Annotated in this window: 23 protein-coding genes; 2 read left to right on the forward strand and 21 right to left on the reverse strand. The window is 59.2% G+C overall.

The genetic code is table 11. The features are described from left to right. The first annotated feature begins 18 nt into the window (after positions 1 to 18). Positions 19 to 711, forward strand: coding sequence for an OmpW/AlkL family protein (locus tag BM116_RS14795; protein ID WP_083728645.1), 693 nt, complete (start codon positions 19 to 21; stop codon positions 709 to 711). A gap of 103 nt (positions 712 to 814) precedes the next feature. Here the strand turns inward: BM116_RS14795 and BM116_RS14800 are convergent, their stop codons facing one another. The 4 genes from BM116_RS14800 to BM116_RS14815 all read right to left on the reverse strand — a co-directional run bounded on the left by BM116_RS14800 (position 815) and on the right by BM116_RS14815 (position 4,475). Beyond that, positions 815 to 1,690: a sugar nucleotide-binding protein gene (locus BM116_RS14800; protein WP_083728614.1), complete on the reverse strand. Its 876-nt coding sequence runs from the start codon at positions 1,688 to 1,690 to the stop codon at positions 815 to 817. A gap of 90 nt (positions 1,691 to 1,780) precedes the next feature. Next, complete coding sequence (locus tag BM116_RS14805) at positions 1,781 to 2,458, reverse strand: histidine phosphatase family protein (protein ID WP_083728615.1); 678 nt, start codon at positions 2,456 to 2,458, stop codon at positions 1,781 to 1,783. 132 nt (positions 2,459 to 2,590) lie between these two features. Beyond that, the gene (ssb, locus tag BM116_RS14810; RefSeq protein ID WP_083728616.1) at positions 2,591 to 3,079 is read right to left on the reverse strand and encodes a single-stranded DNA-binding protein; all 489 of its coding nucleotides are present in this window, start codon (positions 3,077 to 3,079) and stop codon (positions 2,591 to 2,593) included. 25 nt (positions 3,080 to 3,104) lie between these two features. Then, complete coding sequence (locus tag BM116_RS14815) at positions 3,105 to 4,475, reverse strand: MFS transporter (protein ID WP_083728617.1); 1,371 nt, start codon at positions 4,473 to 4,475, stop codon at positions 3,105 to 3,107. A 139-nt stretch (positions 4,476 to 4,614) separates the two neighbouring features. On the opposite strand from BM116_RS14815, the gene uvrA reads away from it, so the two are divergent. After that, positions 4,615 to 7,449: an excinuclease ABC subunit UvrA gene (gene uvrA, locus BM116_RS14820; protein WP_083728618.1), complete on the forward strand. Its 2,835-nt coding sequence runs from the start codon at positions 4,615 to 4,617 to the stop codon at positions 7,447 to 7,449. Positions 7,450 to 7,564: 115 nt separating this feature from the next. Here uvrA and rplQ read toward each other — a convergent pair whose 3' ends face one another. From rplQ to rplN, 17 genes are all read right to left on the reverse strand, one after another. Next, positions 7,565 to 7,945, reverse strand: a complete 381-nt coding sequence (gene rplQ, locus BM116_RS14825; protein WP_083728619.1) for a 50S ribosomal protein L17 — start codon at positions 7,943 to 7,945, stop codon at positions 7,565 to 7,567. A 26-nt stretch (positions 7,946 to 7,971) separates the two neighbouring features. Further along, entirely contained in the window at positions 7,972 to 8,973 is a 1,002-nt protein-coding gene (locus BM116_RS14830) for a DNA-directed RNA polymerase subunit alpha (RefSeq protein ID WP_083728620.1), read from the reverse strand. Between the two features lie 27 nt (positions 8,974 to 9,000). Then, positions 9,001 to 9,621 carry a 30S ribosomal protein S4 gene (gene rpsD, locus BM116_RS14835; protein ID WP_083728621.1) on the reverse strand — a complete coding sequence of 207 codons (621 nt, stop codon included), beginning with the start codon at positions 9,619 to 9,621 and terminating at the stop codon, positions 9,001 to 9,003. Positions 9,622 to 9,636: 15 nt separating this feature from the next. Further along, a complete protein-coding gene (gene rpsK, locus BM116_RS14840; RefSeq protein WP_083728622.1) occupies positions 9,637 to 10,026 on the reverse strand; it encodes a 30S ribosomal protein S11 in 390 nt (129 codons plus the stop codon). 20 nt (positions 10,027 to 10,046) lie between these two features. Beyond that, on the reverse strand, positions 10,047 to 10,403 hold the full coding sequence (rpsM, locus tag BM116_RS14845) for a 30S ribosomal protein S13 (protein ID WP_083728623.1): 357 nt from the start codon (positions 10,401 to 10,403) through the stop codon (positions 10,047 to 10,049). Positions 10,404 to 10,563: 160 nt separating this feature from the next. Then, positions 10,564 to 10,680, reverse strand: coding sequence for a 50S ribosomal protein L36 (rpmJ, locus tag BM116_RS14850; RefSeq protein WP_074781302.1), 117 nt, complete (start codon positions 10,678 to 10,680; stop codon positions 10,564 to 10,566). Positions 10,681 to 10,704: 24 nt separating this feature from the next. Beyond that, entirely contained in the window at positions 10,705 to 12,033 is a 1,329-nt protein-coding gene (gene secY, locus BM116_RS14855; RefSeq protein ID WP_083728624.1) for a preprotein translocase subunit SecY, read from the reverse strand. Continuing rightward, a complete protein-coding gene (gene rplO, locus BM116_RS14860; protein WP_083728625.1) occupies positions 12,034 to 12,468 on the reverse strand; it encodes a 50S ribosomal protein L15 in 435 nt (144 codons plus the stop codon). A gap of 3 nt (positions 12,469 to 12,471) precedes the next feature. Further along, positions 12,472 to 12,654 carry a 50S ribosomal protein L30 gene (rpmD, locus tag BM116_RS14865; RefSeq protein ID WP_065335992.1) on the reverse strand — a complete coding sequence of 61 codons (183 nt, stop codon included), beginning with the start codon at positions 12,652 to 12,654 and terminating at the stop codon, positions 12,472 to 12,474. A 6-nt stretch (positions 12,655 to 12,660) separates the two neighbouring features. Beyond that, positions 12,661 to 13,164 carry a 30S ribosomal protein S5 gene (gene rpsE / locus BM116_RS14870; RefSeq protein WP_083728626.1) on the reverse strand — a complete coding sequence of 168 codons (504 nt, stop codon included), beginning with the start codon at positions 13,162 to 13,164 and terminating at the stop codon, positions 12,661 to 12,663. A gap of 10 nt (positions 13,165 to 13,174) precedes the next feature. After that, positions 13,175 to 13,525: a 50S ribosomal protein L18 gene (rplR, locus tag BM116_RS14875; protein WP_083728627.1), complete on the reverse strand. Its 351-nt coding sequence runs from the start codon at positions 13,523 to 13,525 to the stop codon at positions 13,175 to 13,177. Between the two features lie 10 nt (positions 13,526 to 13,535). Continuing rightward, the gene (gene rplF, locus BM116_RS14880) at positions 13,536 to 14,066 is read right to left on the reverse strand and encodes a 50S ribosomal protein L6 (RefSeq protein WP_083728628.1); all 531 of its coding nucleotides are present in this window, start codon (positions 14,064 to 14,066) and stop codon (positions 13,536 to 13,538) included. Positions 14,067 to 14,079: 13 nt separating this feature from the next. After that, positions 14,080 to 14,472, reverse strand: a complete 393-nt coding sequence (gene rpsH, locus BM116_RS14885; protein ID WP_083728629.1) for a 30S ribosomal protein S8 — start codon at positions 14,470 to 14,472, stop codon at positions 14,080 to 14,082. Between the two features lie 39 nt (positions 14,473 to 14,511). After that, the gene (rpsN, locus tag BM116_RS14890; RefSeq protein ID WP_083728630.1) at positions 14,512 to 14,817 is read right to left on the reverse strand and encodes a 30S ribosomal protein S14; all 306 of its coding nucleotides are present in this window, start codon (positions 14,815 to 14,817) and stop codon (positions 14,512 to 14,514) included. Positions 14,818 to 14,828: 11 nt separating this feature from the next. Next, complete coding sequence (gene rplE / locus BM116_RS14895) at positions 14,829 to 15,368, reverse strand: 50S ribosomal protein L5 (RefSeq protein ID WP_083728631.1); 540 nt, start codon at positions 15,366 to 15,368, stop codon at positions 14,829 to 14,831. A gap of 17 nt (positions 15,369 to 15,385) precedes the next feature. Further along, positions 15,386 to 15,700 (reverse strand): 50S ribosomal protein L24, encoded by a 315-nt coding sequence (gene rplX / locus BM116_RS14900; protein WP_083728632.1) that lies wholly within the window; start codon positions 15,698 to 15,700, stop codon positions 15,386 to 15,388. A gap of 11 nt (positions 15,701 to 15,711) precedes the next feature. Next, positions 15,712 to 16,080: a 50S ribosomal protein L14 gene (gene rplN, locus BM116_RS14905; protein ID WP_083728633.1), complete on the reverse strand. Its 369-nt coding sequence runs from the start codon at positions 16,078 to 16,080 to the stop codon at positions 15,712 to 15,714. Between the last annotated feature and the right edge of the window lie 37 nt (positions 16,081 to 16,117).

Consider the following 16,117-nt stretch of genomic DNA (forward strand, 5'->3'; position numbering starts at 1 on the left):
GTAGCAACTGTCCAACACATTAGGAGACTGAACATGTCCGCTTTTGCATCCCGCCTCGGCCTCGCAGCGCTCTTCGCCCCCGTCCTGCTGGCCGTTTCGGTCACCGCTCAGGCCCACCAGGCAGGCGACATCATCGTCCGCGCCGGTGCCGTTACTGTTGACCCGAAAGAGGATAGCAGCCGCGTCAAGGTTGGCGGCGCACCGCAGGCCGGCACTGCCGCCACCCTCAACAGCGACACCCAACTGGGTCTGAACCTGGCGTACATGCTGTCCGACAACTGGGCTGTTGAAGTGCTGGCTGCCACTCCGTTCGAGCACGACATCGGCACCAAAGGTCTGGGCGGCCTGGAACTGGGCTCCACCAAACACCTGCCGCCGACCATCAGCGTGCTGTACTACCCGATGGCCAGCAGCTCAGCCTTCCAACCGTACGCGGGCCTGGGCATCAACTACACCTGGATGTTCGACGACAAGCTGAGCAGCGAAGCAGAGGCCGCCGGTTTCAGCGGCCTGGACCTGGATGACTCATGGGGTCTGGCAGCACAGCTGGGTATGGATTACATGCTGAGCGACAAGGTAATGCTGAACGCCCAAATCCGCTACATCGACATCGAAACCACTGGCACAACCTACGCAGGCCCGACCAAGGTCTCCGTTGATGTCGACATCGACCCGCTGGTTTACATGGTAGGTCTGGGCTACAAGTTTTAAGCCGACCCTCACTCACGGCTGCACTTCCCCCTGGGGCCTTCGTGGTCTCAGGGGATTTTTTATTCAGGGTAAGGCAAACAGCGAACAGTTCTGCAGCGGCGAATCAGTGCGAATCCAGCAAGCCCGTCAGGCTGACACGCCAGGTGCGCGGCTTGATCCCAAAGGCATAGAGCAGCCGACGGCCACTGAGCACTGCATTGCGCGGCTCCAGCGCTGCTGCCGGCTGACTGTCAAACGGAATCGGCTCGATAACCGGCTCGCGCTCGAGCTGCCCATCCATCACCAGCTCCTGCGCCAGGGTGCGGGCAAAGCTGATCCAACTGGCCACCTCGGCACTGGCGTAGTGGTAGCAGCCGTACAGTTCGCTACCGCAGTCCAGCTGTTTGAGCCCGGCCAACACCACGCGCGCCATATCCTCCAGCGGCGTGGGGGTGCCCCGCCATTCCTCCGCCAGAGAAACGCTGTCGCCAGCCAGTAACTGCGAGACCAGCCGCTGCAGCATGCCCTCGGGCGAGCTATCCAGCACCCAACTGAAGCGCAGCAGCAGATGGCGCCGACACTGCGCCTCCAGTAACTGGTCAAGCTCGGCCTGCAGCGCGCCGTGGGCGCCGATGGGCGTCAGCGGGTCCTTCTCGGTGTAGGGTTGTTCTTTCACGCCATCGAACACGCGCGTACTGGACAACCGATACAGCAGCAGATCACGCCCGGCGCACTGGGTCACCAGTTCGCGGGCAAAGACGCGCTCGGCCGCAAGCCCTTCCGAGGTCGGGTCCAGCACCTGAAACTGCTGATGGTAAAAACTCAGGTCCAGCACTGCGTCCGGCTGCAATGCATCGAGCCAGCCGGCTACCTGCGCCGGCTCCCAGCTGCCCGGCGGCTCCTCCACCAGCAGAAACTCGATATCCTCCAGCGCCGCCTGAGCAACCAACGCCTGACCCAGCAGGGACGTCTTGCCCAGCAGCAACACCCGCATTCGCATGCCTTGATGATCCTTGAATCTGAAACAGGCAAATATTGTGCAGCCTTTATGCCACCGCCGTCACCTGTCACATGCGAACTTGAGCGTTACTCAGGTGTAGGTGATCAGCTCACGGCGCTCCGGGCTGTCCAGATGGGGCACCGCATTGAAGCCGGCCAGGCGCATTGCCCGCTGATTGAACACGCAGTGAATCAGCCCGGTGTTGCGCGTTTGCAGGTTCAGCTCAACCATGGTCTTGCTCGGCGCTTCCAGCAGCTGACGCACCAGCATGGCGATGGCACCACCGGAGCTGACCGCCAGCACTCGGCTGCCCTTGAAGTTGCTCATGATGTGCTCACGCGCGGTGAGGATGCGTTGCTCAAACTCGGCCCAGGTTTCCGGCAGGTCGCCTTCGAGTTCCCCCTCGGACCAGAGCACGATGCCCTGCTTCAGTCGCTTGAAAAAGTCAGCGACGGCGGGTTTTTCCGGCAGCGCCTGCTCCGGGTGCTGCGCCAGAAAAGCGTGCAGGATGGAGTGAAAGTCGAACTCGTTGAGTTCGGCAAAAACCTGAAAACCGCTCGGCTCGATCCCCATGCCGGCGCAGATGCCCTCGGCGGTCTCACGGTGACGCACCATGTCGCCGGTCAGAATATGATCAAACTGCATCTGCTGGCTGGCAAAGTACTCACCCAACAGGCGTGCCTGTAGGTGCCCTTTCTCGGACAGCTGATCGTAGTTGTCGCTACCAAAGGACGCCTGACCATGACGCACAAAATACACTTCTGACATCTGAACCTTCCCGTACTGAAGTAACTGGGCACGCTGCCCCAGGGACGGGAGCTTTTACGAGCCATAAAAAAACCCGGCAGACCGGGGATGGCAAAATCCTAGGTCATGCCGGGTTGCGGCGACAGCTACATTTTAGAACGGAATGTCATCATCAAAGCTGTCGTAATCCGGTGCCGACTGCTGCGGTGCCTGCTGTTGCGGCTGAGCGGCCGGCTGCGACTGCGGCGCGGGGCGCTGCGGGCGGGACTGGCCCATGCCCTGCTCACCACCACCGCCCTGACGGCTGTCGAGCAGCTGCATCTGGCCGCCCATATCCACGACCACTTCAGTGGTGTAACGCTTGACGCCGTCCTTCTCCCACTCACGGGTCTGCAGGCGGCCTTCGATATACAGCTTGGAACCCTTGCGCGCGTACTCGCCAACGACCTCTGCGATACGGCCGAAAAACACCACGCGGTGCCACTCGGTGCGCTCCTGCATCTGGCCGGTCTGCTTGTCCTTCCAGCTGTCGCTGGTAGCCAGTGTCACGTTGGCCACGGCGTTGCCGTTGGGCAGATAGCGCACTTCCGGATCACCACCGACATTACCGATCAAAATTACCTTGTTTACGCCTCTGGCCATGCCATTCTCCTGCTGTACCTGGTGATCAAACGGGTGCTGCGACCCGGTTAAGTGCCTCACGATCCAATATCTTAGCGTCCACTTTCAAGTAGGCTGCTGCCTCCTCGGCAACAATCACGACGTCTGTCACACCTGCAACGGCCTGCAGGCGGGTGGCCAGCGCGGCATCGTCAAGACAGGCGGGGGACAACGCCAGGCGATAACTGGTCACATAAGGCGGTTCGCGCATGGTACCACCAATGATCAGCCACGACAGCGCCAGCAGCGCGCAACCGACGAATACCCCGCCCAGCCCGAAGTGCGCGAACAGCCAGCCGCCGAACATGCCGCCCAGCGCCGCACCGGCGAACTGGCTGGTGGAATAGACGCCCATTGCCGTGCCCTTGCCCCCGGCCGGCGCAATCTTGCTGAGCAGCGAAGGCAGCGTTGCCTCCAGCAAGTTGAACCCGACAAAGAACAGAATGATCGCCGCAACCAGCCAGGGCAGACTGTGCTGGCTCAACCAGAACAATGGCTGCACCAGCGCGAGCACCGCCACTGCGCCCAGCATGACGCGTTTCATCTGGCGCTGACGCTCGGCGTAAATAATAAAGGGCACCATGCCGAAGAACGACAGCAGCAACGCCGCCAGGTAGACCCACCAGTGGTCTTCCTTGGCCAGCCCGGCCTGCTGCTGCAGAGCCAGCGGAATCGCCAGAAAGGTCGCCATCAGAATCGCGTGCAGGCAGGCAATGCCGTAGTTGAGCCGCAGCAACTGCCCGTTGGCCAGCGAGGGCCAGAGGGCACCGCGCACGACACCGGCGTCGCGGTGAGGCTGCGTCTGCTGCGGTGTCGGCACCGCCAGCAGAACCAAGACGATACCTACCAGTGCCAGGGCAGAGGTCGACAGAAAGACGCCACCAAGGCCCGCCATCCGAGCCACAACCGGGCCGGCCACCATGGCCACGGCAAAGGCCAGACCAATGCTCATGCCGATCATCGCCATCGCCTTGGTGCGATGCTGCTCGCGGGTGGAGTCAGCCACCAGCGCCATCACTGCCGCCGCAATCGCGCCGGCGCCCTGCAGCACCCGCCCGGCGATCACCTGGGTGATACTGTCGGCGCCGGCCGCAACCAGACCGCCGGCAGCAAACAGCAACAGGCCGAATACGATCACCGGCTTGCGGCCAACCCGGTCCGAGAGCATGCCAAAGGGGATCTGCAAAAACGCCTGAGTCAGCCCGTAGGCACCAATCGCCATGCCGATCAGAAAGGGAGTCGCGCCCTGCAATTGCTGGCCCCAGGTCGCCAATACCGGCAACACCATGAACAGGCCCAGCATACGAAAGGCAAAGACCAGTGCCAGCGACACCGAGGCGCGGCGTTCCTGGGGGCTCATGGAGTCAACCTGATGCATGACAGCTCCGGGTAAAAGCGCGGATATTACCACGCCTGCCCGCGGCCCGGGACGCGCACTGCGCGCTCGCGTCACTTTGCCGCCGGGCCAGCGCAACCCGTATACTTGTACGCTTTGCCGGCGACGAGGTAAGAGTACTGTGGATACCATCCAGATACGGGGTGCACGCACGCACAACCTGAAAAATGTCGACCTCGACCTACCCCGCGACAAGCTGATCGTGATCACCGGGCTGTCCGGCTCCGGTAAGTCATCATTGGCCTTCGACACCCTCTACGCCGAGGGTCAACGCCGCTATGTCGAGTCGCTGTCGGCCTACGCGCGGCAGTTCCTGTCGATGATGGAAAAGCCCGATGTCGACCATATCGAGGGCCTCTCCCCGGCTATCTCGATCGAGCAGAAGTCGACGTCACACAACCCGCGCTCCACCGTCGGCACCATCACCGAAATTTACGACTACCTGCGCCTGCTGTTTGCCCGGGTGGGCACACCCATGTGCCCCGACCACGATCTGCCGCTGACCGCCCAGACCGTCAGCCAGATGGTCGACCAGGTACTGGCCATGCCCGAAGGCAGCAAGCTGATGTTGCTGGCCCCGGTGCTGCGCGATCGCAAGGGCGAGCACCTGGCATTGATCGACGAGCTGCGCGCCCAGGGTTTTGTGCGCGCACGCATCGATGGACGCATCTACGAACTGGACGAAGCGCCGGCGCTCGACAAGAAGCGTAAGCACAGCATTGAAGTAGTGGTTGACCGCTTCAAGGTGCGCGAGGATCTGCAGCAGCGGCTGGCCGAATCCTTCGAGACCGCCATCGGCCTTGCCGACGGCATCGCCATTATCGCCCCCATGGACGGTGAGGAAGGCGAAGAGACCACCTTCAGCGCACGCTTCGCCTGCCCCGAATGCGGACATTCGATCAGCGAGCTGGAACCGCGCCTGTTCTCCTTCAACAACCCCGCCGGCGCCTGCCCGACCTGCGACGGCCTGGGCGTGAAGCAGTTCTTTGATGCACGGCGTCTGGTCAACGGCGAGTTGACGCTGGCCGAAGGTGCCATCCGCGGCTGGGATCGCCGCAACGTGTACTACTTCCAGATGCTCAGCTCATTGGCCGAGCATTTTGGCATCGATCTGGACCTGCCCTTTGATCAGATCCAGGACGAACACCGCAAGCTGATCCTCAGTGGCACCGGCAATGACAAGGTGCCCTTCCGCTATCTCAACGACCGCGGCGATGTGGTCCAGCGCGAGCACCCATTCGAGGGCATCATGCCCAACCTGGAGCGGCGCTACCGCGAGACCGAATCCCAGAGCGTACGGGAGGAGCTGGCCAAGTACCTGAGCACCCAGCCCTGCCCGGATTGCCACGGCACTCGCCTGCGCCGCGAAGCGCGTCACGTCATGATTGATGGGCGTAACCTGCCGGGCCTGACCACCCTACCCGTAGGCAGCGCGGCCGACTACTTTGAGCAGTTGACGCTGGAGGGCAGCCGCGGCGAAATCGCAGAGAAGATCCTCAAGGAAATTCGCGCGCGCCTGATGTTCCTGGTCAACGTTGGCCTGGACTACCTGACACTGGACCGCAGCGCGGACACACTGTCTGGCGGCGAAGCCCAGCGCATTCGTCTTGCCAGCCAGATTGGTGCCGGCCTGGTCGGCGTCATGTATATCCTGGATGAACCCTCCATCGGCTTGCACCAGCGCGACAACGAACGTCTGCTGGCAACACTGGTGCACCTGCGTGATCTGGGTAACACCGTGATTGTCGTCGAGCACGATGAAGACGCCATCCGCCTGGCGGACTACGTGGTGGATATCGGCCCCGGCGCGGGCGTACACGGCGGCCGCGTGGTATCACACGGCACCGCACAGCAGGTAATGGACGACCCGGCCTCGCTGACGGGCAAGTACCTCTCCGGCAAGGTAAAGATCGCTGTGCCTGCCGAGCGTACACCGCTGCGCAAAAACGAGTGGCTGCGTCTCAAGGGTGCCTGCGGCAATAACCTGCAGAAGGTCAATCTGGAGATTCCGGTCGGCTTGCTGACCTGCGTTACCGGCGTTTCGGGCTCAGGCAAATCGACGCTGATCAACAACACCCTGTTCCCGATCACCGCTACCGCCCTGAACGGCGCCACGACGCTCGAAACCGCCCCCTACGGCAGCTTCGACGGGCTGCAGCATCTGGATAAGGTGGTCGATATCGATCAGAGCCCGATTGGCCGCACCCCGCGATCCAACCCCGCGACCTATACCGGCCTGTTTACGCCGATCCGCGAGCTGTTCGCCGGCACCCAGGAAGCCCGCTCCCGCGGTTACAAGGCCGGACGCTTCTCCTTCAACGTCAAGGGCGGGCGCTGTGAGGCCTGTCAGGGCGACGGCCTGATCAAGGTAGAGATGCACTTCCTGCCCGACATTTATGTGCCCTGCGACGTCTGCAAGAGCAAGCGCTACAACCGCGAGACGCTGGAGATCAAGTACAAGGGCAAGAACATCCATGAAGTGCTGGAGATGACCATTGAAGAGGCCCGCGCGTTCTTTGATGCGGTCCCGGCGCTCGCCCGCAAGCTGCAAACCCTGATGGACGTGGGCCTGTCCTATATCCGCCTGGGGCAATCAGCAACCACGCTGTCCGGCGGTGAGGCTCAGCGTGTCAAACTGGCTCGCGAGCTCTCCAAGCGCGACACCGGCAAGACGCTCTACATTCTCGATGAGCCGACCACGGGCCTGCACTTTGCCGACATTCAGCAGCTGCTCGACGTGCTGCATCGGCTGCGCGACCACGGCAACACCGTCGTCGTCATCGAGCACAACCTGGATGTGATCAAGACCGCTGACTGGATTGTCGATCTGGGCCCGGAAGGCGGCTCTGGTGGCGGTCAGATCATCGCCGCCGGTACGCCGGAGCAGATCGCGGCCGAGGCAGCCTCGCACACCGGGCGCTTCCTTGGCCCGCTGCTGGAGCGCGACCGCGCCTGACCCCCATAGAGGAGCCGCCCAACGGCGGCTCCGCACTTCATTCAGCACACCCAGCGCCAAATCGCAGACACAAAAAAACCGGCCTAAGCCGGTTTTCTTGTCGTGCCTGACTAACTTACTCGTCAGCTGCAGCCGCTTCAGGGCGGTCAACCAGCTCAACGTAAGCCATCGGGGCAGCATCGCCAGCGCGGAAACCGCACTTCAGGATGCGCACATAGCCACCCGGACGGGTTGCATAGCGCTTGCCCAGGTCGTTGAACAGTTTGCCGACAGCAGCTTTGCTGCGAGTACGGTCAAACGCCAGACGACGGTTGGCTACGGTGTCTTCCTTGGCCAGGGTGATCAGCGGCTCGGCAACGCGGCGCAGTTCCTTGGCTTTCGGCAGAGTAGTTTTGATCAGTTCGTTCTCGAACAGCGACACTGCCATGTTCTGGAACATGGCCTTGCGGTGTGCGCTGGTGCGACTCAGGTGACGACCACTTTTACGATGACGCATCTCTCAATTCCTCGGTGTCAAGACGATCAGGCCGAAACCTTGTCGTCCTTCTTCAAGCTTGCAGGCGGCCAGTTGTCCAGACGCATACCCAGAGACAGACCACGCGAAGCCAGAACGTCCTTGATCTCGGTCAGGGACTTCTTACCCAGGTTCGGGGTCTTCAGCAGCTCTACTTCGGTACGCTGGATCAGATCGCCAATGTAGTAAATATTTTCAGCCTTCAAGCAGTTGGCCGAACGGACAGTCAGCTCAAGGTCGTCCACCGGACGCAGCAGAATCGGATCAATCTCGTCTTCCTGCTGCTCGACAACCGGCTCCTGGTCGCCCTTCAGATCAACGAAGGCAGCCAGCTGCTGCTGCAGAATAGTTGCAGCGCGGCGAATGGCTTCTTCCGGATCCAGGGTACCGTTGGTTTCCAGGTCGATAACCAGTTTGTCCAGGTTGGTACGCTGCTCAACACGCGCACTTTCCACTACGTAGGCCACACGGCGTACGGGAGTGTATGTGGCGTCCAGCTGCAGACGGCCAATGGAGCGGGTCTCGTCCTCATCGGACTGACGCGCGTCGGCCGGCTCATAACCACGGCCACGGGCCACGGTCAGCTTCATGGTCAGCTCGCCGTTGTCGGACAGCGTGGCAATCACGTGATCCGGATTGACGATTTCGACTTCGTGGTCGAGCTGAATGTCGGCAGCGGTGACAACGCCCGGGCCTTTCTTGGAAAGGTTCAGGGTTACCTGGTCGCGACCGTGCATGTTGATCGCCAACCCTTTCAGGTTGAGCAGGATCTCGATGACATCTTCCTGGACGCCTTCGATTGCGCTGTACTCATGCAAAACGCCATCGATTTCGGCCTCTACCACGGCGCAGCCGGGCATGGACGAGAGCAGAATGCGACGCAGCGCATTGCCCAGGGTATGACCGAAACCACGCTCCAGCGGCTCAAGAGTAATCTTGGCACGCGTGGGCGAAGTTTCCTGTACGTCGATATGACGCGGAGTTAGAAACTCGGTAACCGAACTCTGCATGTGGGGCACCTTTATGCTGTCTGTCGCTTACTTGGAGTACAGCTCGACGATCAGGTTTTCGTTGATGTCGGCATACAGATCGCTGCGGGCCGGGATGCTCTTGAAAACGCCTTCTTTCTTGGCGCTGTCTACTTCAACCCACTCTGCACCGCCGCGCTGAGCAGCCTGCTCCAGAGCGCTGTTGATGCGCAGCTGGTTCTTGGCTTTCTCGCGAACAGCGACCACGTCGCCCGGGGCAACCGAGTAAGACGCGATGTTGACTGTTTTGCCGTTGACGCTGATCGACTTGTGCGACACCAGCTGACGTGCTTCAGCGCGAGTTGCGCCAAAACCCATGCGATAAACGACGTTGTCCAGGCGACGCTCGAGCAGTTGCAGCAGGTTCTCACCGGTAGCACCCTTCAGGCGGGCAGCTTCCTTGTAGTAGTTGCTGAACTGACGCTCGAGAACGCCATACATACGACGGACCTTCTGCTTTTCACGCAGCTGAGTACCGTATTCTGAAAGACGACCACGGCGTTGGCCGTGAACACCCGGAGGGGTTTCCAGTTTGCACTTGGAGTCGAGAGCGCGCACGCCGCTTTTCAGGAACAGGTCAGTACCTTCGCGACGAGACAGCTTGCACTTGGGACCAATATAACGAGCCATTTTACCGTCTCCTGATTAAACGCGACGCTTCTTGGGCGGGCGGCAGCCGTTGTGGGGAATGGGGGTGACGTCGGTGATGCTGCTGATCTTGTAACCACAAGAGTTCAGAGCACGCACAGCAGACTCACGACCCGGGCCGGGGCCTTTGACGCACACGTCCAGGTTCTTCAGGCCATACTCGAGGGCAGCCTGACCGGCACGCTCGGCCGCTACCTGAGCAGCGAACGGGGTGCTTTTGCGCGAACCACGGAAGCCGGAACCACCGGAGGTAGCCCAGCTCAGGGCATTACCCTGACGGTCTGTAATGGTGATGATGGTGTTGTTGAAAGACGCGTGGATGTGGGCAACCCCATCAACGACTGTCTTTTTTACTTTTTTACGTACACGAGCAGCTGGCTTAGCCATATCTGTAGATTCCCTCGCAATTACTTACGGATCGGCTTGCGCGGACCCTTACGGGTGCGGGCATTGGTCTTGGTGCGCTGACCGTGGACCGGAAGGCCACGACGGTGACGCAGGCCACGATAGCAGCCGAGATCCATGAGGCGCTTGACGTTCATATTGATCGCGCGGCGCAGGTCACCTTCGGTAGTGCTCTTGGCGACTTCATTGCGCAGGGTATCAATCTGCTCTTCGCTCAGATCCTTGATTTTGACACTGGGCGCAATGCCAGTGGCGGCACAGATCTGTTGTGCCCTGGTCTGACCAATACCAAAGATATAGGTCAGAGAGATAACAGTGTGCTTGTTATCCGGGATGTTGACGCCTGCAATACGGGCCATCCAATTTACTCCGTCTGACAGCTACCTGACTCAACCCAAAGAGGTTGCTCGAAAAAGGGTGCAGTAGGGTAGCGCTAACAAAAACAAAATTCAACCACCTGACCAAAAAATGGCCAGGTGGCGGTTATCCTGAGACGTAGTCGTAATTCAGAACCGGGGATTAACCCTGGCGCTGCTTATGACGGGGCTCAGCACTGCAGATTACACGTACGCTACCATTGCGACGGATAACCTTGCAGTTACGGCAAAGCTTCTTGACTGATGCTGCAACTTTCATAGCCGACTCCTATAACCCGAATACTCAGCGGAGCATGCCGCTGCCGTAACCCTTCAGGTTAGATTTCTTCAAAAGAGACTCGTACTGCTGAGAAACGAGGTGCGATTGTACTTGCGACATGAAGTCCATAACAACCACTACGACGATCAGCAGCGAAGTCCCACCCAGATAGAAGGGCACATTCGCCGATACCACCAGGAACTGCGGCAGCAAGCAGACCGCGGTCATGTACAGGGCACCGAACAGGGTGAGACGGGTCAGCACGCTATCAATGTAGCGAGCCGATTGCTCACCAGGACGAATACCCGGAATGAACGCACCGGACTTCTTGAGGTTTTCCGCAACATCCTTCGGATTGAACATCAAGGCTGTATAGAAGAAGCAGAAGAAAATGATCCCTGCACTAAACAGAATGATATTCAGCGGCTTACCCGGCCCAATTGCCTGCGCGAAGGTTTGCAGCCACTCCATGTTGTCACCCTGGGCGAACCAGGTACCCAGCGAGGCCGGGAACAACAGGATACTGCTGGCGAAGATGGCCGGGATCACACCCGCCATGTTGACCTTGAGGGGCAAATGGCTAGTTTGAGCGGCGAACACCTTGCGGCCTTGTTGACGCTTGGCATAGTTGACCGTGATTCTGCGCTGGCCACGTTCGACAAACACCACGAACGCGATCATGGCGATGGCCACAAGGCCGACACCAATCAACGCAAAAATATTGATGGTACCCAGACGGGCACCTTCGAAGGACTGACCAATGGCTGCCGGCAGACCGGCAACAATACCGGCGAAGATCAGCATCGAGATACCGTTACCGATACCACGTTCGGTGATCTGCTCACCGAGCCACATCATGAACATCGCCCCGGCAACAAAGGTTGTAACCGCTACAAAGTAGAAGCTGAACCCGGTGCTGAAGGCCACACCCTGACTAGCCAGACCAACGGACATACCGATGGCTTGAATAAACGCCAGCACCAACGTCAGGTAACGCGTGTACTGACTGATTTTCCGGCGACCGGACTCCCCTTCCTTCTTCAACTGCTCCAGCGACGGCGTAACGGCCGTCATCAGCTGCATGATGATGGATGCAGAGATGTACGGCATGATGCCCAGAGCGAAGATACTCATCCGCTCCAGGGCACCGCCGGAGAACATGTTGAACAAGCTAAGGATCGTCTCTGAATTCTGATTGAACAGATCGGCCAGACGATCAGGGTTTATCCCGGGAACCGGAATATGCGCCCCGATGCGGTAAACGATGATCGCGAGGAACAGAAAGCGCAGGCGCCCCCAGAGTTCACTCAAGCCACCTTGATTCATTCCAGAAAGAGCGCCTTGCTTAGCCATTTAGTCCTCGATCTTGCCACCAGCTGCTTCGATCGCTGCACGTGCACCTTTGGTCACGGCCAGGCCTTTGACGGTAACCGCTTTGGTTACGTCGCCAGACAGGACGATCTTCGCACGTACAAACTTGTTGCCAATGATATTGGCATCTTTCAGCGCCTGCAGGTCAACGACCTCAGCGTCAACTGCGTTCAGTTCGCTAGTGCGAATTTCAGCAGTGACCATAGCCAGTTTGGAGGTAAAACCAAACTTCGGCAGACGGCGGTGCAGTGGCTGCTGACCACCCTCGAAACCGGGGGCAACGGTGCCACCGGAACGAGAGGTCAAACCTTTGTGACCGCGGCCAGCGGTCTTACCCAGACCGCTACCGATACCACGACCGACGCGCAGCTTTTCACGGCGTGCACCCGGCGCGGAACGCAGATCATTCAGTTTCATGTCTTATTCCTCTACCCGAACCATGTAGGAGACCTTGTTGATCATCCCACGCACAGACGGAGTGTCTTCGACTTCAACGGTGTGACCGATGCGACGCAAGCCCAGGCCTTTAACACAAGCCTGGTGCTTCGGCAGACGACCAGCGACACTCTTGAACAGAGTCACCTTGATTTTTTCGTTTGCCATGTCCGCTTACCCCGTGATGTCTTCAACGGTCTTGCCGCGTTTGGCCGCTACAGACTCGGGAGACTGCATCGACTTCAGACCCTTGTAGGTAGCCTGAACGACGTTAACCGGATTGGTGGAACCGTAACATTTGGCCAGTACGTTGTGTACGCCAGCGGCTTCCAGAACGGCGCGCATTGCACCGCCTGCGATGACACCGGTACCTTCGGAGGCCGGCTGCATGAACACCTTGGACGCACCGTGAGCGGCGCGAACAGGGTACTGCAGAGTGGTTCCGTCCAGGTCAACCTGAATCATGTTACGACGTGCAGCCTCCATGGCCTTCTGGATGGCAGCAGGCACTTCACGTGCCTTGCCGCGACCGAAGCCCACACGACCTTTGCCATCACCGACAACAGTCAGTGCGGTGAAAGCGAAGATGCGGCCGCCCTTAACTACTTTGGCAACGCGGTTAACCTGGACCAGCTTCTCGATGTAACCTTCGTCGCGCTTTTGATCGAAATTAGCCATAACTCTACCCTTAGAATTCCAGCCCGCCTTCACGAGCGGCGTCGGCCAGCGCTTTTACGCGACCATGGTACTTGAAGCCGGAACGGTCGAAGGCGACCTGAGTTACACCGGCGGCCTTGGCACGCTCTGCGACCAGCTGGCCAACTTTCTTGGCTGCTTCGATGTTGCTGGTGGAACCAGCGCGCAGCTCGGAGTCCAGAGTGGAGGCGCTAGCCAGCACTTTGGCGCCATCTGCCGAGATGACTTGTGCGTACATGTGCTGCGAAGAGCGGTGCACGCACAGACGAACGGCTTCCAGATCGCGCAGCTTAAGGCGCGTACGGCGAGCTCGACGGAGACGAATAACTTTTTTATCGCTCATTTGCTATGCCCTACTTCTTCTTGGCTTCTTTACGACGCACTACCTCATCGGCGTAGCGTACACCCTTGCCCTTATAGGGCTCCGGACGACGGAAATCACGAATTTCCGCGGCTACCTGGCCGACCAGTTGCTTGTCGATGCCTTTGATGATGATGTCAGTCTGGCTGGGGGTTTCAGCAGAAACACCCTCAGGCAGCTGGTAGTCGATCGGGTGGGAGTAGCCCAGCGCCAGGTTCAGAACCTGACCTTTAGCCTGAGCCTTGTAACCTACGCCAACCAGCTGGAGCTTGCGCTCGAAGCCTTGGCTGACGCCGATGACCATGTTGTTGACCAGAGCGCGGGTAGTACCGGCCATGGCCATGTTCGGGCTGCCAGCACGGGCTGCGAAACGCAGCTCGCCTTCTTCCTGAACAATTTCAACAGTCGGATGCAGGTTCAGTTCCAGGGTACCTTTGGCGCCCTTGACCGACAGTGCCTGACCGTCCAGCTTGATTTCTACACCCTGCGGCAATTTGACAGGGTTCTTCGCGACGCGAGACATCGTTAACCCCCTATCAGAATACGGTGCAGAGAACTTCGCCGCCGATACCGGCAGCGCGAGCAGCGCGATCAGTCATCACACCTTTGTTGGTGGAGACGATGGAAACGCCTAGACCGCCTTTAACTTTCGGCAGTTGCTCAACGGACTTGTACTGGCGCAGACCGGGACGGCTCACGCGCTTCAGCTCTTCGATAACCGGCTTGCCTTCGAAGTACTTCAGTTCGATAGACAGGGTCGGCTTAACGTCACCAACCACTTCGTAACCGGCAACGTAACCTTCTTCCTTAAGTACCTTGGCGACAGCCACCTTCAGCTTTGCCGAGGGCATGCTGACGCTGGACTTTTCAGCCATCTGGGCATTACGGATACGGGTCAGCATATCTGCCAACGGGTCCTGCATACTCATGGGCTATGTGCTCCTGAAACTGAGTAATAAAAGTCTGGATTACCAGCTGGCCTTGACCAGACCAGGCACGTCACCGCGCATGGCTGCTTCACGCAGCTTGATGCGGCTCAGACCAAACTTGCGGTATACGCCGTGCGGACGACCAGTGACGCGGCAGCGGTTACGCTGACGGACCGGGCTGGAGTCGCGCGGCAGTTTTTGCAGGGCTACCTGAGCAGCCCAGCGGTCTTCTACGGAGGCGTTAACGTCACCGATGGTCGCTTTCAGAGCTGCACGCTTGGCAGCAAATTTGGCGACCAGGCGAGCACGCTTGGCCTCACGGTTTTTCATACTGACTTTTGCCATTGTCCTGACTCCTAGTTACGGAACGGGAAGTTGAACGCGCGCAGCAGCGCACGACCTTCGTCGTCGGTCCGCGCAGTAGTAGTCAAGGTGATGTCCAGACCACGCAGGGCATCGATCTTGTCGTAATCGATTTCCGGGAAGATGATCTGTTCCTTGACGCCCATGCTGTAGTTGCCACGACCGTCAAAGGACTTGGCATTCAGACCACGGAAGTCACGGACGCGCGGCAGAGAGATCGACAGCAGGCGATCCAGGAATTCGTACATCTGCTCGCGGCGCAGGGTAACCTTTACGCCGATCGGCCAGCCGTCACGAATCTTGAAGCCGGCGATCGACTTGCGAGCGTAGGTCACGATGCCTTTACGGCCAGTGATCTTCTCGAGGTCAGCCAGTGCGTTTTCGATGACTTTCTTGTCACCAACTGCTTCGCCAAGACCCATGTTCAGGGTGATCTTGGTGATTTTCGGCACTTCCATCACGTTCTTCAGGCCCAATTCTTCCTGGAGCTTGGGAACGATGTTAGTGCGATAGGTTTCTTTCAATCTCGCCATGGTAAGCACCTAGATTCTCAAGCGTCGACAGCTTTTTGGGTCGACTTGAAAATACGAACCTTCTTACCGTCTTCGACCTTGAAGCCGACGCGATCGGCTTTATTGGTCTCGGGGTTGAAGATTGCCACGTTGGAGACGTGGATCGGCGCCTCCTTCTCAACAATACCGCCCTGAGCACCAGCCATCGGATTCGGCTTGGTGTGGCGCTTGATAATGTTGACACCGGAAACCAGCACGCGGGCATCGTCACCAACTTTCAGGACTTTGCCGCGCTTGCCCTTGTCTTTACCGGCAATGACGATTACGTCGTCGTCGCGTTTGATCTTTTGCATGACCTGGCTCCTTACAGCACTTCGGGCGCGAGGGAAACGATCTTCATGAACTGCTCATTACGCAGCTCACGAGTCACCGGCCCAAAGATGCGGGTACCGATCGGCTCATTCTTGGTGTTGAGCAGAACGGCGGCGTTGCCATCGAAACGGATCAGCGAACCGTCGGTACGGCGTACGCCGTGACGGGTACGCACGATGACCGCGTTGAGCACCTGGCCTTTCTTTACTTTGCCGCGCGGAATCGCTTCCTTCACGGTCACTTTGATGATATCGCCAATGCCGGCGTAGCGACGGTGAGAACCGCCCAGAACCTTGATACACATAACGCGACGTGCACCACTGTTGTCAGCCACATCCAGCATGGATTGAGTCTGAATCATAACTTTCTCCGACCCTTAAATAATCCGCTAAGTTGCG

Origin of the sequence: Halopseudomonas pachastrellae (genome assembly GCF_900114765.1) — a bacterium.
Classification (GTDB): domain Bacteria; phylum Pseudomonadota; class Gammaproteobacteria; order Pseudomonadales; family Pseudomonadaceae; genus Halopseudomonas; species Halopseudomonas pachastrellae.

Excerpts from the sequence above, each read along its gene's own strand:
- BM116_RS14800 (WP_083728614.1), bottom strand. The coding sequence starts at position 1,690 with ATGCGAATGCGGGTGTTGCTGCTGGGCAAGACGTCCCTGCTGGGTCAG.
- BM116_RS14805 (WP_083728615.1), bottom strand. The coding sequence starts at position 2,458 with ATGTCAGAAGTGTATTTTGTGCGTCATGGTCAGGCGTCCTTTGGTAGC.
- ssb (WP_083728616.1), bottom strand. The coding sequence starts at position 3,079 with ATGGCCAGAGGCGTAAACAAGGTAATTTTGATCGGTAATGTCGGTGGT.
- BM116_RS14815 (WP_083728617.1), bottom strand. The coding sequence starts at position 4,475 with ATGCATCAGGTTGACTCCATGAGCCCCCAGGAACGCCGCGCCTCGGTG.
- rplQ (WP_083728619.1), bottom strand. The coding sequence starts at position 7,945 with ATGCGTCATCGTAAAAGTGGTCGTCACCTGAGTCGCACCAGCGCACAC.
- BM116_RS14830 (WP_083728620.1), bottom strand. The coding sequence starts at position 8,973 with ATGCAGAGTTCGGTTACCGAGTTTCTAACTCCGCGTCATATCGACGTA.
- rpsD (WP_083728621.1), bottom strand. The coding sequence starts at position 9,621 with ATGGCTCGTTATATTGGTCCCAAGTGCAAGCTGTCTCGTCGCGAAGGT.
- rpsK (WP_083728622.1), bottom strand. The coding sequence starts at position 10,026 with ATGGCTAAGCCAGCTGCTCGTGTACGTAAAAAAGTAAAAAAGACAGTC.
- rpsM (WP_083728623.1), bottom strand. The coding sequence starts at position 10,403 with ATGGCCCGTATTGCAGGCGTCAACATCCCGGATAACAAGCACACTGTT.
- rpmJ (WP_074781302.1), bottom strand. The coding sequence starts at position 10,680 with ATGAAAGTTGCAGCATCAGTCAAGAAGCTTTGCCGTAACTGCAAGGTT.
- secY (WP_083728624.1), bottom strand. The coding sequence starts at position 12,033 with ATGGCTAAGCAAGGCGCTCTTTCTGGAATGAATCAAGGTGGCTTGAGT.
- rplO (WP_083728625.1), bottom strand. The coding sequence starts at position 12,468 with ATGAAACTGAATGATCTGCGTTCCGCGCCGGGTGCACGCCGTGAAAAG.
- rpmD (WP_065335992.1), bottom strand. The coding sequence starts at position 12,654 with ATGGCAAACGAAAAAATCAAGGTGACTCTGTTCAAGAGTGTCGCTGGT.
- rpsE (WP_083728626.1), bottom strand. The coding sequence starts at position 13,164 with ATGGCTAATTTCGATCAAAAGCGCGACGAAGGTTACATCGAGAAGCTG.
- rplR (WP_083728627.1), bottom strand. The coding sequence starts at position 13,525 with ATGAGCGATAAAAAAGTTATTCGTCTCCGTCGAGCTCGCCGTACGCGC.
- rplF (WP_083728628.1), bottom strand. The coding sequence starts at position 14,066 with ATGTCTCGCGTCGCGAAGAACCCTGTCAAATTGCCGCAGGGTGTAGAA.
- rpsH (WP_083728629.1), bottom strand. The coding sequence starts at position 14,472 with ATGAGTATGCAGGACCCGTTGGCAGATATGCTGACCCGTATCCGTAAT.
- rpsN (WP_083728630.1), bottom strand. The coding sequence starts at position 14,817 with ATGGCAAAAGTCAGTATGAAAAACCGTGAGGCCAAGCGTGCTCGCCTG.
- rplE (WP_083728631.1), bottom strand. The coding sequence starts at position 15,368 with ATGGCGAGATTGAAAGAAACCTATCGCACTAACATCGTTCCCAAGCTC.
- rplX (WP_083728632.1), bottom strand. The coding sequence starts at position 15,700 with ATGCAAAAGATCAAACGCGACGACGACGTAATCGTCATTGCCGGTAAA.
- rplN (WP_083728633.1), bottom strand. The coding sequence starts at position 16,080 with ATGATTCAGACTCAATCCATGCTGGATGTGGCTGACAACAGTGGTGCA.